14 protein-coding genes are annotated in these 15635 nt (G+C 73.0%); 5 read left to right on the top strand and 9 right to left on the bottom strand.

The window, feature by feature from the left end; genetic code table 11:
• Positions 1 to 222: 222 nt before the first annotated feature.
• The 3 genes from nadE to ACFPP6_RS29575 form a co-directional block, all read right to left on the bottom strand.
• Positions 223 to 1053 carry an ammonia-dependent NAD(+) synthetase gene (gene nadE / locus ACFPP6_RS29585; protein WP_382048799.1) on the bottom strand — a complete coding sequence of 277 codons (831 nt, stop codon included), beginning with the start codon at positions 1051 to 1053 and terminating at the stop codon, positions 223 to 225.
• A 102-nt stretch (positions 1054 to 1155) separates the two neighbouring features.
• On the bottom strand, positions 1156 to 1569 hold the full coding sequence (locus tag ACFPP6_RS29580; protein ID WP_382048796.1) for a hypothetical protein: 414 nt from the start codon (positions 1567 to 1569) through the stop codon (positions 1156 to 1158).
• A gap of 216 nt (positions 1570 to 1785) precedes the next feature.
• Complete coding sequence (locus tag ACFPP6_RS29575) at positions 1786 to 2148, bottom strand: hypothetical protein (protein ID WP_382048793.1); 363 nt, start codon at positions 2146 to 2148, stop codon at positions 1786 to 1788.
• Here ACFPP6_RS29575 and ACFPP6_RS29570 point away from each other — a divergent pair.
• Complete coding sequence (locus tag ACFPP6_RS29570; protein WP_382048790.1) at positions 2147 to 2767, top strand: DUF4232 domain-containing protein; 621 nt, start codon at positions 2147 to 2149, stop codon at positions 2765 to 2767. The genes ACFPP6_RS29575 and ACFPP6_RS29570 overlap by 2 nt on opposite strands.
• Positions 2768 to 2830: 63 nt before the next feature.
• On the opposite strand, the gene ACFPP6_RS29565 is transcribed toward ACFPP6_RS29570, so the two are convergent.
• From ACFPP6_RS29565 to ACFPP6_RS29550, 4 genes are all read right to left on the bottom strand, one after another.
• Positions 2831 to 3247, bottom strand: coding sequence for an SHOCT domain-containing protein (locus ACFPP6_RS29565; protein ID WP_382048787.1), 417 nt, complete (start codon positions 3245 to 3247; stop codon positions 2831 to 2833).
• A 20-nt stretch (positions 3248 to 3267) separates the two neighbouring features.
• Positions 3268 to 4620: a hypothetical protein gene (locus ACFPP6_RS29560; RefSeq protein ID WP_382048784.1), complete on the bottom strand. Its 1353-nt coding sequence runs from the start codon at positions 4618 to 4620 to the stop codon at positions 3268 to 3270.
• A 142-nt stretch (positions 4621 to 4762) separates the two neighbouring features.
• Positions 4763 to 4999: a hypothetical protein gene (locus tag ACFPP6_RS29555; protein WP_382048782.1), complete on the bottom strand. Its 237-nt coding sequence runs from the start codon at positions 4997 to 4999 to the stop codon at positions 4763 to 4765.
• A 92-nt stretch (positions 5000 to 5091) separates the two neighbouring features.
• On the bottom strand, positions 5092 to 7833 hold the full coding sequence (locus ACFPP6_RS29550; RefSeq protein ID WP_382048780.1) for a winged helix-turn-helix domain-containing protein: 2742 nt from the start codon (positions 7831 to 7833) through the stop codon (positions 5092 to 5094).
• Positions 7834 to 8123: 290 nt separating this feature from the next.
• On the opposite strand from ACFPP6_RS29550, the gene ACFPP6_RS29545 reads away from it, so the two are divergent.
• The gene (locus ACFPP6_RS29545; RefSeq protein WP_382048777.1) at positions 8124 to 9773 is read left to right on the top strand and encodes an MFS transporter; all 1650 of its coding nucleotides are present in this window, start codon (positions 8124 to 8126) and stop codon (positions 9771 to 9773) included.
• Positions 9770 to 10315: a potassium channel family protein gene (locus tag ACFPP6_RS29540; protein ID WP_382048774.1), complete on the top strand. Its 546-nt coding sequence runs from the start codon at positions 9770 to 9772 to the stop codon at positions 10313 to 10315. Before ACFPP6_RS29545 ends, ACFPP6_RS29540 begins: the two co-directional genes overlap by 4 nt.
• Here the strand turns inward: ACFPP6_RS29540 and ACFPP6_RS29535 are convergent.
• Positions 10283 to 11680, bottom strand: a complete 1398-nt coding sequence (locus tag ACFPP6_RS29535; RefSeq protein ID WP_382048772.1) for a diacylglycerol/lipid kinase family protein — start codon at positions 11678 to 11680, stop codon at positions 10283 to 10285. The genes ACFPP6_RS29540 and ACFPP6_RS29535 overlap by 33 nt on opposite strands.
• 142 nt (positions 11681 to 11822) lie before the next feature.
• On the opposite strand from ACFPP6_RS29535, the gene ACFPP6_RS29530 reads away from it, so the two are divergent.
• Together ACFPP6_RS29530 and ACFPP6_RS29525 are read left to right on the top strand one after the other, a co-directional pair.
• The gene (locus tag ACFPP6_RS29530) at positions 11823 to 12812 is read left to right on the top strand and encodes a hypothetical protein (RefSeq protein WP_382048769.1); all 990 of its coding nucleotides are present in this window, start codon (positions 11823 to 11825) and stop codon (positions 12810 to 12812) included.
• Between the two features lie 5 nt (positions 12813 to 12817).
• Positions 12818 to 14224 carry a DUF2252 domain-containing protein gene (locus tag ACFPP6_RS29525; protein WP_382048767.1) on the top strand — a complete coding sequence of 469 codons (1407 nt, stop codon included), beginning with the start codon at positions 12818 to 12820 and terminating at the stop codon, positions 14222 to 14224.
• Positions 14225 to 14275: 51 nt separating this feature from the next.
• On the opposite strand, the gene ACFPP6_RS29520 is transcribed toward ACFPP6_RS29525, so the two are convergent.
• Positions 14276 to 15595, bottom strand: coding sequence for a cation:proton antiporter domain-containing protein (locus ACFPP6_RS29520; protein WP_382048764.1), 1320 nt, complete (start codon positions 15593 to 15595; stop codon positions 14276 to 14278).
• Positions 15596 to 15635 lie beyond the last annotated feature (40 nt).

Here is a 15635-nt window from a genome sequence, read left to right as displayed (position 1 = left end):
GCTCGAAAACCTGTCTCTGACCTGCAGCAATGATCCAAAGCTGTTACAGGTCGGCGTTCCGTGCGGCTTCCTAGATCATTTGATGAAGCTCTCCGCGCTTTTGACGGACTTTACCCAGGCGATTGGCTATTGGGGTTTCTCGTGGGGCATTTTCGGCCTCCGGGCCCGTCGTCGGAGCAGAAGGCCCTCCGGCCGGAGCGGGAGGGCCTTCTGCTCGGGATGTCAGGGAGCGATGGGCAGCTGACGCTTGTGGTCGGTGAGGCGGTAGCGGCGGACGATCGTGTCGAAGGCCCGCTCGTCCACCGGCTTGCCCTCCAGGAAGTCGTCGATGTCGTCGTAGGTGACCCCGAGCGCGTCCTCGTCGGCCTTGCCCGGGTCGAGGGTCTCCAGGTCGGCCGTCGGGGTCTTCCACACCAGCTCGGCGGGCGCGCCCAGCGCGTCCGCGACGGCGCGCACCCGGCGCTTGGTCAGGCCGGTCAGCGGCACCAGGTCGGCCGCGCCGTCGCCGAACTTGGTGAAGAAGCCGGAGACCGCCTCGGCGGCGTGGTCGGTACCGACGACCAGGCCGTCGTGGGCACCGGCCACCGCGTACTGGGCGATCATGCGCTGCCGGGCCTTGATGTTGCCGTGCACGAAGTCCTGGTGGTGGGCGTCGCGGAAGCCGACGCCGGCGGCCAGCGAGGCGTCGAGTGCGGCGTCGCTCGCGGGCTTGATGTCCACGGTCAGCAGGTGGTCGGCACGGATGAACGAGAGCGCGAGCTGAGCGTCGTGCTCGTCGGCCTGGACCCCGTAGGGCAGCCGCATCGCGTAGAACCGGGCCTCGTGCCCGGCGGCGCGGGCCCGCTCGACGGCGAGCTGGCACAGCCGGCCCGCGGTGGTGGAGTCGACGCCGCCGCTGATGCCGAGCACGAGGGAGCGCAGACCGGTGGAGGTCAGCCGCTCGGCGAGGAAGGCCACCCGGCGCTCGATCTCCCGCTCGGCCTCGAAGGTCTCGGCGACCTCCAGTTCCCGGGCGATCTCCTGCTGCAGGGCGATGGACGCCGGCTCGCTCACGTCTGCTCCTCGTTGCGCTTCACGATGTGCTGTCGCGCCCACCCTAGCCGGGACGTGTTCGAGCAGGTGGAAGCGGTTCCTGCGGTGAGCGCGGTGTGCAGGTCACGGAACGGCGGCGGTGAGGCGGACGGAGCTCAGGTGGGTGCCGGGTCCCGCGGGGTGCGTCAGCCGCATGCCGGCAGGTACGTCTCCGAGGGCCTCCGCCACTTCTCGGTGCGGGTGGCCGAAGAGGTCGACGTCCTGCCAGACGACCGGTGTGGTGGCCGAGGTGCTCGGCGCGTCGCCGATCCGGTCGAGAGCGACGTAGTCCATCCCCTCCCCGTGCCTGCTGCCGATCAGCAGCGAGACGCCTCCGTACTCGGCGGCGAACGACCAGTTCAGCCCGCACACCCAGGTCTCACGCACGTCGCACAGCGTGGCGAGGGTCCACTGCGCCGCGCGCTCGGCCATGCCGAAGGCCAGCGTCCCGGCTCCGCGGGGCAGGACGATCCCCGTCCGGGGCAGCAGCTCGAACATCCCGCGACGGTACCCGGTCCGGCGTCGGCTCCGGAGCCGGCTGACCGCAAGAGTTGGCTGACTGACCGATCGTCTGTGGCGGGACTGTGACAGGGGATTGTGGTGTGCGCCACGGCGGGCCGTGGGGCGGTCCTGGTCGAATCGGCACATGCTTCGTGTCTTTCGCGCTTTTCCCCTCGCCCTCACGGGTGTCCTGCTGCTCACGGCGTGCGGTTCTCAGGTGGCGGGGTCAGGGGATGGCGGCCCGGCGCGGACGCCAGGGTCCGGCTCCGGTTCGCCGGGCTCTTCCGGTGAACCCTCGTGCGGGGACCGGGCGTCCGGCGAAGCCTCCGCGCCCGGCTCACCGGCCGCGCCCGGCAGTGCTGCCGGCGAGCCGGGCAAGGGCGGCGTGAAGATCACCGGTGTGAGCCCGGGGGCGCGTCCCTGTGCCGGGTTCGAGGTCACCAACCACAAGAGCGAACCCTTTACGTACACGGTCACCTTCACGTTCACGTCGGATTCCGGTGAGGCACTGCAGACGGTGAAGGAATCGGTGCCCTCGGTCGGGCCGGGGCAGACCGTGAAGCGCACGGTCACCATGAGCGAACGTGGTCCGGGCGCCCGGAACGACATCACGGGTGTGCGGATCACGACGGTGAGGAGCGTGCCCGCTGCCGAAGCCCCGTCCCGAGGGGGCGCCTGCCCGTCATCGGGAGTGCATGTGTACGCGGACGAAGGGGACGCCGCCATGGGGCTGCGCGTCGTGGGGCTCCTGCTGGAGAACTGCGGCACGCGGCCCTACCGGCTCAACGGCTACCCGCAGCTCCAGCTCCTCGACGGGGACCACCGGCCCGTGGACAGCGTGAAGATCCTCCGTGGCGGCAGTGCCATCGCGACCGGTACCGGAGCCGACGGGGAGCCTCGGCAGCTGGTCCTGCAACCCGGCGAGCGGGCGCACTCCGGTCTGGTCTGGCGCAACACCACCGGGGGCGGCGACGCCGTGAACGTCCCCTACGCGAGGGTGCGGCCGCAACCCGGTGCTCCTGCGGTGACGGTGGCGCCCGAGTTCGACCTGGGCACGACGGGACAGCTCGGCGTCGGCCCTTGGAAGAAGGACGAGACGCGTGCGCCGGGCGGCGATGGCACGTCCGGTGCGCAGGCGCCTGACAGGCCGTCTGCCGCGAGACCGTCCGCGGCCGGTGCCCCTGCCCGGCCGTGAGGGGGTTCCCGTCCCGGTGCTTGCCCCGGTGCGGCCTCGGCGCTGCCCGGGGAACCCGGCGCTTCAGTGCAGGATCTTCTCCTTCGCGCGGCGGAACTCCTCGTCGGAGATGTCTCCTCTGGCGCGGACCTCCGAAAGCTTCATGAGCTCGTCGGCCTCGCTTCTGCGGCCCGTTCCGCCGGCCGTCTCGCGGATGTAATGGTCGAGCGCCTCCTGCTGTGCTTGGAGGTGACGCCGTTCGCGGGACCCCATGCTCCGGCCGCGGGCGAGGACGTAGACGAAGACGCCGAGGAAGGGCAGCAGGATGGTGAGGAGGAGCCAGCCGGTCTTGGCCCAGCCGCTGAGCGTGTCGTCGCGGAAGATGTCGGCGATCACACGGAACAGCAGGATGAACCACGAGACCCACAGGACTATCCAGAGGACGGTCCAGAACGCACCCAGGAGCGGGTAGTCGTAGGCCAGATATACGTAGTCGTTCATGATCGGGTCCTATCGGAGTCCTATCGGGGTCCTATCGGGTCCTTTGTCCTTTCCGTGCCGTCCACGGTGGAGGCGGCGCCGAGTACCGCGAGGACGGCCAGGACGACGACGGCGATGCCGAGGACCAGGGCGACGCATGCAGCCGTCGGGTAGTTCCAGAGGACCAGCGCTACGACCGCTGCTGCGATGACGATGCCGGTGGTCCAGCGCCGGTGCGTATCCAGCCAGTGGCCCGTGGCGCCGGTGCGCAGACCGGAGCGGGCCATGGCCCGTCCGGTGGCGCCGGTGGCCCGGGAGGTCGCCGAGCGGATGAACCGGGCGCCGCGTCCGGGTCCGTAGAGATATCCGGCCACTGCCGCGATGACGGCCGTGACGAGGACCGTGCGGGTGCTGTTGCGCAGGAAGCGGACGAAGGTGTCGTAGACCGAGGCGGCCGCGTCCGCCGGCAGCATCGTGGTCGGGACGGAGTCCAGATAGACGCGCCGTGCGATGACGAGCCCCAGCAGGAGCAGCACCATCATCACGCCGGTGCCGATGGCCGCGACCATGAGCGTCACCCTGTGCGCGGGTGCCGTCCACACGGCGAGCGCCGCCAGGGCGACCACGGTGACGGGCAGCCACGTCCCGACGACGTTGAGCAGGCGCATGGTGTCCTGGGCGTCGTCGAGCTTGTCGGTCCGGAACAGCGGGATCGTCTTGTCGGTGTCGGGGATGTTCGCGGCCTTCTCGTACCCCTCGTCGACCAGCTTCTCCTGGACCTTGTCCAGGACGGTGCCCAGGTCCAGGACGACGCTGTCGCCCTTGGCCTCCACGGCGCTGCTCCCCTCGCCGGTGAGCGTCTTGACCAGGGCCGCGTGGGCCCGCCGGTTCGCACCGTCCCACAGCTGCGCGAACTGGTCGCTCGTGACGACCTTGCCGACCACGGTGTGAACGGCCGTGGTGAGAGCGTCCTTGAGGGGACCGGCGAGGAGGTGGGACTTGTCCACGATCGCCGGTGGGGCGTCGGTCTTGGCGAGCGCGTTGCTCAGGGCGTCGGTGATGCCCTTGACGTCGACGTTGTCGACCACGCGGGTGGTCAGCCGGTCCGTGACGGCGTTCTGCACGGACGGGTCCCTGGCCAGCGGCGCGACGGTCCGGACGTAACGGTCGGTGTCCGAGACCTGGCTGTCGGCCCAAGCCGCCACGACCGCGAGGGGCGAGAGCACGAAGGCGAGCACCAGCAGGACGGACGCCGCGGCGTAGCGCAGCCGCCGGTGGCGCAGGGCCTCCCGCCCGCGAAGGCGCGCGTAGTCGCGGCGTTCGCTGGGGGTCAGCGGGCCGTCGCGGTACGGAGGGCCGGACCCCTGGGGGCCGAGAGCGCGAGGCGGGTCCATGGCCTGCTCCCTCCTGCTGGGCGCGGGGCGGCCCGAAAGGGCACGGGCCGAACGCTTGAAGGGCCGGTCTCATGCGTAGGGTCGGCGTTGCCCGGCACGAACCGCATCACCCGTGGCGGATGAGCCGGACGGGCACCGCCCGTCAACCGGGCAGGCGGCGCATCTCCTCCACCTTCAGGCCGAGGTCCTGGAAGCGGGCGAGGAGCCCGGACAGGTGGGCCTCGTCCGTGACCGAGCCGAAGAACAGCGTCTGCCGCGGGACCGGTTCGGCCGCCAGTTCCGGGAACGCCTCGGCCATGAGGGGGGAAACGTCACCCGTCACGCGGAATTCGTAGCGCATGGTCATGGTCGGTCTGCTTCCGCCGTCGGGGCGCACCATGGTGCACGCACCCCACCAGAGGCAGCGTGCGCGCTTCGAAGGCCTCCGCCACCACCCGGAACAGGTGGTCAGAGGAGTGGTCAATGGAGTGGTCAAAGGATGTGCAGTTCCCTGCCTCGCTCCACGGCATCGCGACGCCGTGAGACGCACAGCTTGCGGTAGACGCTCCGCAGATGGGTCTTCACGGTGTTGACGGAGAGGGTGAGCTCGGCGGCGATCTCGTCGGCGGACATCATCTTCTGCACGCACAACAGCACGTCGCGTTCCCGGCTGCTGAGGGGTTGGACGAGGCCGGCGGGCGGTTCGCTTCCGTGCACGCCGAGCCAGGCTCCCCGGTCCTGTGCAGGACCGGCACCGGCCGCCTCGTTCAGCAGGTGGCGCAGCCAGGGACCGGCTTCGGCGAAGGGCCGGCGCAGCCGCTCGGGCCGGGCGGCGTCCAGGGCCCGGTCGAGCAGGCGCCGAGCGGCCGCCCGGTCGTCGGCCAGGAGCGCGGCGCGGGCCCGTAGCAGCCGGATGCTCACCCGGTCCGTCAGGCTCGGGTCAGGGGAGGCCTCGGCACGGGCCAGCAGCCGCAGGGCGCGGTCGGTGCGTCCGGCGGCGAGGTGGGCGCGGGCGAGGGCGACGAGGGCCGTCGGTCCGTCGGTGCGGGCGCCGTGCACGGCGGCGACAGCGGCTTGGTGGTCCCCTCGGGCCAGTGCCACGGCCGAGCGCATGAGCGCGACCCGTTGGACGGGCCACGGCGCGTCGGCCGTCCCCGGGCCGGGGAGGGCGGTGAGGGCGGCCTCCCGGCGCCCCCGGGCGAGTTCCAGGCGGGATCGCAGCACCGCCGCCTCGGTCGCCAGGACCGGGTCCTCGCGCACGTCGGAGCACGCGAGGGCCTGTTCGAGCCGGCGCTGGGCGACTTCCCGGTCGTCCCGTTCGAACGCCACCGCGGCCAGGGCGGCGTAACCGGCGCCGGACCGGTGCTCCGGCGGGGCGCCGTACTGGTCGGCCATGACCAGTGAGCGCAGCGCGTGGTCTTCTGCCGAGGTCAGGGCGCCCGCGGCGCTCTCCGTCACCGCGAGCAGGCCGAGGGACATGTGCCGTACGGGGAGGGACGCCTCGGCCGTACGGACGTCGGCGGCTCCGGTGGCCTGGGCGCCCTCGGCGGTCCCGGCGCCCCCGGCGGATCCGGCGGCTTCGGCAGCTTCGGTGGAAAGGCGGCCGGCCTCGGCGAGACGACCGGAGCCCAGGAAAGCCCGGGCGAGCCCGTACAGCCTCAGCGCCTCGATCTCGGGGTGCGCCTGGAGGCGTTCGAGCGGCATCCGCCCCATCAAGTCCGAGACGGCCTGTGCCGATTCCTCCGCTCGTCCCTCCGCTCGTCCCCCAGCTCGTTCCTCCGCCTGCGACGCGCACAGCAGCTGCAGCAGCGCGTGGGTGAGCCCGACCTCCGGGTCCGGCTCGACGCCGTTCCGGCGCAGCTGCCGTTCGGCCACGGCGAGGCGCTCGCGGCAACCGGCACGGTCATGCTGCGCCAGCCTGCGCGCGGCCGCTACGAGGGCCGGTTCGGCCCCGGCCACGGAGGACGGCATGCGGGAGAAGGCGCGCTCGGCACGTCCCGCCTCCGGAGGGGCGCACAGGGCCCCGACCATCAGCTGATGAACGGCCTCGGAGGCGCCGAACCGCCAGTCCCCGGCTTCCGCGGCGTGCTCCAGCGCCTCGACGGTGCGGCCCGCTCCGGCCAGCCAGCGGGCGGCGCGGGCGTGCAGCCGCGGTACGAGAGCGGGATGCCGTATGCGCAGCTGGGCGCGGAGCACGCCGGCGAACAGCGGGTGGACCCGGCACCAGGACGTGCCGGGGACGGGGTCGACGAAGGCGCTCTCGTGGGTCAGCCCGGCCAGGACGGCCTCGGCGTCCTGGCGCCCGGTCAGGGCGTTCACCAGGTCGGGGTGGAGGCGGTCGAGGACGCTCGCGCGCAGCAGCAGTTCTCTGGTGGCGACGGGCTGGGCGTCGAGCACCTCGGCGGTCAGATAATCCGAGACTGCCTGCTCGGAGCCGGTGAACGAGCGGGTGAAGCCGTCCGGATCGCCGGTGCGCTGCACGGCCAGGGCGCACAGCCTCAGTCCGGTGGCCCACCCTCGGGTCCGCCGCATCAGGGCGCGGACGACGTCGTCCCCCGGCTTGAGGCCGTGCCCGCGCAGCAGCGCGGCCGCCTCGTGCGGGGTGAAGGCCAGGTCGGCGCCGCGGACCTCCGTCAGCCGGTCCTCGGCCCGGTAGCGGTGGAGCGGCAGCAGCGGGTCCACCCGGCTCGTCACGACCAGCCGCAGCAGCGGCCCGCAGTGTTCGAGGAGGAATTCCAGACCGGCCGGCACCCGTCGGCCCGCCACCTTCTCGAAGCCGTCGAGGACGAGGACCACGGGTCCGGGCAAGCGCTCCGTCGCGGCGGCGAGCCGGGTCAGCAGGGAGGTGCCGACGCTTCCGGGACGGGCCGGCACGGGGATGCCGTCGGGCTGCTGCCGGGGGAGAGCGCGTCGCAGGGCTTCCACGACGTAACTCCAGAAGACGCCCGGTGCTCCGTCGTACGAGTCGAGCGTCAGCCACGCCACGGGCCCGGGAGGCTCGCCGTCCCGCACCCACGCGGCGGCGAGGGTGGTCTTCCCCGCGCCCGCGGGACCGGTGACCAGGGTCATCGGCCCGTCCGTGGCCGTGCGGAGCCTGTCGAGCAGCCGGTGCCGGGGAACGTGCACGCGAGGGACGGCGGGTACCGAGAGCTTCGCGGCGAGCAGCGGATCGCCGGACCAGGCCAGTGTCGTTCCGCGCCCGTCGCCGGAGAACGGGGCGTCGGTCGGAGGCATCCGATCACCACCGTGCTAGACCGCTCCTCTCCTTTCATCTTCACCACGTTCGACCGTTGATCGCACACGGACCCGCTGCGGGTTCCGGCCGGTCCGGATCTCCTGAGCCGCAGGGCGACACACCCTGCCGAAAGCGTCGAAAACGCCGCCCCTTCGCCGTGCGGTTCTAGAGTGCGATCAACCCGATCAACCCGATCAACCCGATCAACCCGATCAACCTGATCAAACCGGTTGATTCGATCAAGCTCGGCCGTGACCGGGGTCCACCAGAACGCGGAAAGGGCGCAGGCGTGAAACGATGGCGGGCCCTGATCGTGCTCGGGACGGCCCAGTTCCTGATGGTGCTGGACACGTCGGTGATGAACGTCTCGATCAGCACGCTGGTCGAGGACTTCGACACCGAGGTCACGGCGATCCAGGCCGTCATCACCCTCTACACCCTGGTCATGGCCGCCTTCATGATCACCGGCGGGAAGCTCGGTGACGCGTTCGGGCGCCGCAGGGCCTTCGCGGCCGGGCTGGTCGTCTACGGAGCCGGGTCCGCCGTCACCTCGCTGGCGCCGTCGCTGTGGGTACTGGCGGTCGGCTGGTCGGTGGTCGAGGGACTCGGCGCCACCCTCGTCCTCCCGGCGCTCGCGGCGCTCGTCGCCGGCGCGTACCGCGGGCGGGAACGGGCGGTCGCCTACGGCGTCATCGGCGGACTGGCCGGTGCCGGCATCGCCGTGGGGCCGCTGCTCGGCGGTTGGGTGACCACGTACCTGACCTGGCGGCTGGTGTTCGCCGGCGAGGTCGTGGTCGTCATCGCCATGCTGTGTGTCGTCCGGTGGATCCCGGACACCCCGCCGGGGCCGAGGACCGCCCTGGACAAGGGAGGCGTCGTGCTGTCGGCGGCCGGGCTCGCCCTCGTCGTCCTGGGCGTCCTGCAGAGCAGTTCCTGGGGGTGGCTGAAGCCCCGGAACCCGCCCTTCACCGTCCTCGGCTTCTCCCCGACCGTGTTCGTCATCGCCGCGGGGGCCGCCGACCTGTGGCTGTTCTGCGTCTGGGAACGGCGGCAGCAGGCGCGGGGGAGGGAGCCCCTGATGCGCCTGTCGCTGTTCGGGGCGCCGCCGCTGAGGTCCGGGCTGACGATGCTGCTCTGCCAGAACCTCGTCCTGCTGGGCCTGTTCTTCGTCATCCCGCTGTACCTCCAGGTCGTGCAGGGCTTCGACGCCTTCCAGACCGGCCTCCGGCTGCTGCCCGTGTCGGTGACCATGCTGCTGTCCGCCATGGCGGGGCCGCTGTTCGGCCGGATCGCGGCGCCCAGGACCGTGGTGCGGTGCGGCCTGCTGGTGCTCGTGGCGGCGCAGGTGTGGCTGCTGGCCACGATCGAGCCCCGGATCGACAACCTCTCCTTCGGCCTGGCGATGGCCGTCCTCGGCCTGGGCATGGGGCTCCTCGCCTCCCAGCTGGGCAATGTCGTGCAGTCCAGCGTCGGAGAGGAGGAGCGCAGTGAGGCGGGCGGCCTGCAGTACACGGCACAGAACCTCGGTTCGTCCCTGGGCACCGCGCTCATCGGCTCCCTGCTGATCGGCGCCCTGGTCCATGCCTTCACCACCCAGATCGACGGCAACCCGAGGATCTCGGACGCGGCACGGCAGCAAGCCGGCATCGCCATGGAGGCCGGGGTCAGCTTCGTCGGCACGGACCAGGTGCGCGGCGCCGCCGAACGCGCCTCGCTCCCGCCGTCCGAAGCCGACGCGCTCGTCGACTCGTACGCCGCGGCGCAGCTCGACGCCCTCAAGGCCGCCGTCCTGGCCGCCGCGGCCATCACCCTCGGCGCGTTCCCGTTCACCCGTCGCCTGCCGGCCGAAAGGCTGACGGGGGAGACAGGGAGGACAGGGGAGACGGAGAAGACAGGAGAGACAGGGGAGACAAAGGAGACGGGAGGGACCGGCCGGTGAGCGTGGCCCTGCGGCCCATCGGGACCGCGACCGGTCTCGTCCTCGCCTACTACCTCCTCCCTCTCGACCGGAGGTTCGAGGGGAGCAGCGCCGTGGGCCTCGTCCTCGGACTGGTCGCCGTGGCGGCCCTCTTCACGTGGCAGATCCGCTCGATCCTGCGCTCCTCCCGGCCCCGGCTGCGTGCCGTCCAGGCGCTGGCCACCACCGTGCCGTTGTTCCTGCTGCTCTTCGCGGCCACCTACTACCTCATGGAACGGACCGCACCGGGCAGTTTCGGCGAGCCCCTCAACCGGACCGACGCCCTGTACTTCACGCTCACGGTCTTCAGCACCGTCGGCTTCGGCGACATCACCCCCCGCTCGGAACCGGCGCGGATCGTCACCATGGTGCAGATGGCGGGCGACATCCTGCTCATCGGCGTCGCCGCCCACGTCGTCGTCGGGGCGGTCCAGTCCGCCCTCGGGCGCGGGCACGCCGACGGACGCGGGCAGCCGCCGGCTGCCGGGCCGTCACCGGGCCCCGGGAGCGCCGGCCGGGGGTAGGGCACGGCCCCGGCCACGGTCCGCCGTGAACGCGAGCTCCAACAGGCGCCGCCAGTCCAGCCGCGGCCGCGCCTGCGGAACTCCCGGACGGTGCCGGGGAACCCGTACCCGGAGCGCGCCGGGCTCCGACACGCAGCGCACCGGAGTGGGGAGGGCCAGCGCTTCGCCGTCGATGCCGACCTGCACCTCCGGCCGGTCGGCATCGACGACGACCTCGCCGGAGGTGAGGGCCACCAGGCCGGGCGCGCGCCTGCCGCGGAGCAGATCGGCGGCCTGCACCGCGCTGTCGGCCTTGACGCTCACCAGCCCCAGCACCCCGCCGTCGAGCCGGTCGCGCCGGCCCAGCCCGGCACGGTCGCCGACCCGGTACGGGTTGTTGCTGACCAGTACGGCCTGCGGGCCGTCGACGGTCACCGCACCGGCGGCGCAGACCGTGAGCCGGGGGCCGTGCTGATGGGTCAGCACGTCGGGCAGCAGCCGCAGCAGGGTGCCGACCTTGTCGTCCCGGTACGCCGGGCTCTGCACGACCTCCGCGTACGCGCCGAAGGACGCGTTGTTGACGAAGACCCGCCCGCCGACGCGCCCGAGGTCCACCCGGAGCTCCACCCCGTCGGTGAGCGCCTCCAGGCTCCGGGACGGGTCCTCGCGGTCGAGCCCGAGGTCCAGGGCGAAGTGGTTGCGCGTCCCGGCCGGGATCACCACGAACGGCACCCCGTGTTCGGCCGCCACACCCGCCACCAGCGCCTGCGTCCCGTCGCCACCCGCCACGCCGAGCAGGTCCGCGCCCCGTGCGAGGGCGTCGCGGGCGAGCGCCACGACGTCCTCGGAGGGGGCGGAGCCGAGCAGGACGACTTCCGCCCCCAGCGCCTCGGCCTTCTCCTTCAGCCGGAAGCGCCCCACCTTCCCTCCGCCCGAGCGGGGGTTCATCAGCAGGCAGGCGTGCCCGGGCGGCGGAACGGGCCGTCCGTGAGCCGTGGCGGCGGGGGCCGCTTCCGCCCGCAGCGCAGCCCAGCCGGCGACGGCGGCAAACGCCCACAGTGCCACGGAGACGAGGACGAGCCAGAGCAGCTTCGCCGCGGCGTACGACGCGAGCACGGCCACCGGGGCCGCCACGGCCAGCACCAGAGCGAGGCCTCGCACCACGCCCCGGCGCGTCAGGGCCCACCACCCGGCCGCTGCCGACACCACCAGGCCGGCCAGCCCCACGGCCACCAGCGCCACGCTCTTGAGCCCCGCCACGGACAGCAGGAGCACCCCGGCACCGGCGGTCGCCGCGACCGCCAGCCGTGCACTCCAGCGCTGCCTCGCCCCTCCTCGGCCGCCGACACGCCTCGTAGGGCCCTGCCTTTCGGGAACACGCCTCATACGACCTCCAGCCCTCGGAGACCTCCGGCACCGGTGGCCCGGACGCCCCACTTCACCCATGGTGGGCGCCCGCAGGGGGCGGTGCCCACCTCACCCGGAACGGGTGAGGCGGGCCCGGCGTGCCGGACCCACAGTGGAACCGATGAACGGCGGCGGACGTACCACCGAGGGATCACGACCGGCCCGTACGGCCGGGTCGGCGACGGTACAGGCCCAGGCGCTGCTGCCGATGATCTGGGCCGATCCGCAGCACATGCCCGAGCAGCTGGCCCTCTTCGCGGTGAGGCGCTTCGGGCCCCGGGCTGACGCCTACGTGGCCCGCCGCAAGCAGCGCAAGCCCCTGGCCGGGGACGACGAGCTCCGCCGGGACGTCATCGCCCACGGAACGCGCCTCACGATCGCCGACGGCGCCGTGCTGGGCGGGCCGTTCATGATCACGATGCCCGTCAGCTTCGTCGCGGCCCTGCTCTCCCAGGCCCAGATGGTGATCGAACTGGCCGTCCTCGCCGGACACGACCCCCGGGGCGAGAACCGCGTGGCGGACCTGCTGGTCCTTCAGGACGTGTACCCGTCGACCGAGGCGGCCGCCCGGGCCCTGAGCGAGACGAAGCGTCACCCGCCCGGGGGCCGGGGACGGCTTCCCCGGCGGACACGCTGGTCGCTGCTCGTCAGGATGGCGGCGCTCCTCGGCATCGTGGGCGGGGGCGAGAAGCGCGGCAAGCTCCAGCAGGTGGTCTCGACGGCCCTGATCGTGGCCGTGTTCCTCGTGGGCATGGTGCTGCCGCTGATCTGGATGCCCGCACTCGCGGTGGTCTACCGGCAGAACACCCTGCGACTGGGAGCGAAGACCGTGCGCTACTACACCCCGGACGCCGCGGAGTACCGGGGCGGACGGCGCAGACGGATCGTGCGCGTGCCCACGGCGGCGGGCGTCGCCGCCGTACTGCGCGTCCTCGCCCTCGCGGTCGCGCCCTTCGTGGTCGCGGCGGTGGCCGCAGTGGCGGGGTTCCGGCTGACCGGCGGGTTCTGGGGGACGTGCCTGCTCGTCCTCTTCGCGGTCTCCCTGCTCATGGCGGGAGTCTGGTTCGTGCACCGCCGGTCACGCGGCGGACGAGCAGGGGAGGAGGAGTGAGGGAGATGGACTCGAGCATGCGGGAAGCCCGCCTGACGCCCGGCGAACGCGCGGCGCGCGGCAAGGCGGCCCGCGGCCGGATGCCGCGCTCGGCCCACGCCCGGTTCGAGCCCCGGGCCGACCGGGGCGACCCGGTGGCGATCCTCGAACGGCAGAGCGCCGACCGCGTGCCGGAACTCGTACCGATCCGCTACGGCAGGATGCTGGAGTCGCCGTTCGCCTTCTACCGCGGCGCCGCGGCCGTCATGGCCGCGGACCTGGGAGCCCGGCCCACCACCGGGATCGAGGCGCAACTGTGCGGAGACGCCCACCTGCTGAACTTCGGCCTCTTCGCCTCGCCCGAGCGCCACCTGGTCTTCGACGTCAACGACTTCGACGAGACCCTGCCCGGGCCGTGGGAGTGGGACGTCGAGCGGCTTGCCGCCAGTCTGGCGATCGCGGGACGGGAGAACGGCTTCTCCGGGAAGCGGCGCGCGGACGTCGTCCGCGGCAGCGTGCGGTCCTACCGGCAGGCGATGCGCGGCTTCGCCGAGATGCGCAACCTCGACGTCTGGTACGCGCACTTCGACACCGAGCACCTGCGCGCGCTGTTCGCCGGCCGGCTCGGCGAGCAGGACCGCCGACGCGTCTCCCGGGCACTGGAAACCGCACGTCACCGCGACCACCTGCACGCCTCCCAGCGGCTCACCGTGGTCGTCGACGGAGCCCGGCGGATCGCCGCCGATCCGCCCCTGCTCGTCCCGCTGAGCGACCTGCTGGCCGAGGACCGGCGGGCCGAACTCGAGGAACGCCTCCGCCTGCTCGTCGAGCGCTACGGCCACAGCCTCGCCTCCGACCGCCGGCACCTCCTGAGCCGGTTCCGCATGGCCGACGCCGCGCGCAAGGTCGTGGGCGTCGGCAGCGTCGGCACCCGCTGCTGGATCGTGCTGATGCTCGGCAGGGACGACGACGATCCGCTGTTCCTGCAGGCCAAGGAGGCGGGCCCGTCGGTGCTGGCGCCGTACGTGCGCCCGAGCGCGTACGGCAACGAAGGGCAGCGCGTGGTCTGCGGACAGCGCTTGATGCAGGCCGTCGGCGACATCCTCCTCGGGTGGGAGCGCGCCGAGGGGATGGACGGGCGCCGGCGCGACTTCCACGTCCGGCAGCTGCGCGACTGGAAGGGAAGCGCCCGGCCGGAGACGATGTCGCCGGCGCAGCTGCAGCTCTACGGGGAGCTGTGCGGTGCCACCCTGGCCCGCGCCCACGCCCGTTCCGGCGACCGGATCGCGATCGCCGCGTACCTCGGCGGCGGCGAGGCCTTCGACCGGGCCGTGGCCGGGTTCGCCGAGGCCTACGCCGACCGCAACGAGCTCGACTTCCGGGCGCTCGGCGAGGCCGTACGCCGTGGCCGTGTCGCGGCCCGGCGGGCGTGACGCGTCCGTGACCGCCGGGCCGGTGCCACCGGCTCCTCCGCCGGCCCCGGGTCACCGGTTCTTCCACTCGGGCAGGACGTGCTCGCCGGTCACCCTCTCGGACACGGCCTCCCGCAGGGACGGCCGACGGGCCCGGGCCCGCTCGTACCACCGGCCGTACCGGTCGGCGAGAGGGACGGACGAGACGCCGTGCAGGAGGATGCCGAGCCCGACGGTGACGGCGATGACGGTGCCCATGAGCCGGGCTCCGGGGACCTTCTCGGCGGCCACGAGCAGCCCGAGGACGAGGGAGGGCAGGCCACGGGGGCCGAACCATCCGGTGTAGGCCAGGGTCGGGGGACTCAGCCGGCTGCCTGCGAGCGCGAGGGCGGTGGGCAGCATGCGCACGGCCGTCAGGCTCAGCACCGCGTAGACGACGACGTGCCCGCTCAGGTGCTGCAGGGCGGGGCCGAGCAGCACCGCGCCGAAGACCAGGAAGGTCAGCGAAGCCAGGAGCGCCGCCAGGTGCTCCACGGACTCAAGCGTGTCGTCCTCGGTGTCCTGAGAGGTCGGTACGACCTCCGGCGGCGGTCCCGCGCGCACGGCGGCCGCGAAGGCGAACCCCGCCACCCAGGCGGCGACGAAGGGACTGCCGCCCGTGGCCGCCGCGAGCGCGCCCGCCCCCGCGGCGACGGCGAGGGGAAGAATGCGGCGCCAGTCGTCGGTGACCCGCCCGGCGAACCACGACCTGGACAGCAGCACCCCACCCAGCCCCCCGGCCACCAGGCCCAGCGCGGGGCTGAGCAGCAGCACCTGCCGGAGGATCCCGGTCACCCCCTGGTGCGAGGCCGCTGTCCCGGGCAGAGCGGCGAGGAGGACGGCGAACACCGGCAGGACCAGGCACTCGTTCAGCCCGCACTCGGCGTTGAGCCCGTGCCGCACGACCGCGGGGATGCGCCGCGCGAACACGGCGGCCTTGCCCACGGACGCGTCGGTGGGCGCGAGGACCACCCCGACGAGCAGCAACTCCCATGTCGTCAGGCCCGGCAGCAGCGCCCACGCGAGAAGCCCACCGCCCACGATGGTCAGCGGCAGGCCGACGGCGAGGAGACGGACGGGCAGGAACCAGCCGTTGCGGAACTCCTCCGAACGGACGGTGGCGGCGTCGGTGAACAGGACCAGTGCCAGCGCCACCTCGGCGAGGGCGAGCACCGGCCCGGTGTCCCGCTCCAGATCCAGCAGCCCGAGGCCGACCGGGCCGATGAGCACTCCCGCGGCGGTGAACACCATCGGGGCCGACACCACGGTCGCGGCCAGACGCCGGGAGACCAGCGCGTACCCACCGGTGACGGCGGCCACCGCGGCCACCGCCCACCCGCCGCTTCCGCTCACAGTCCCTCCTCCGGCCCGCCGCGGCGCGCCGTGCACCGAC

It is taken from the genome of Streptomyces aureoversilis (assembly GCF_042657885.1).
Classification (GTDB): Bacteria; Actinomycetota; Actinomycetes; order Streptomycetales; family Streptomycetaceae; genus Streptomyces; species Streptomyces aureoversilis.
The sequence above is the reverse complement of the archived record's forward strand: the minus strand, read 5'-3'. Positions and strand labels throughout refer to the sequence as shown.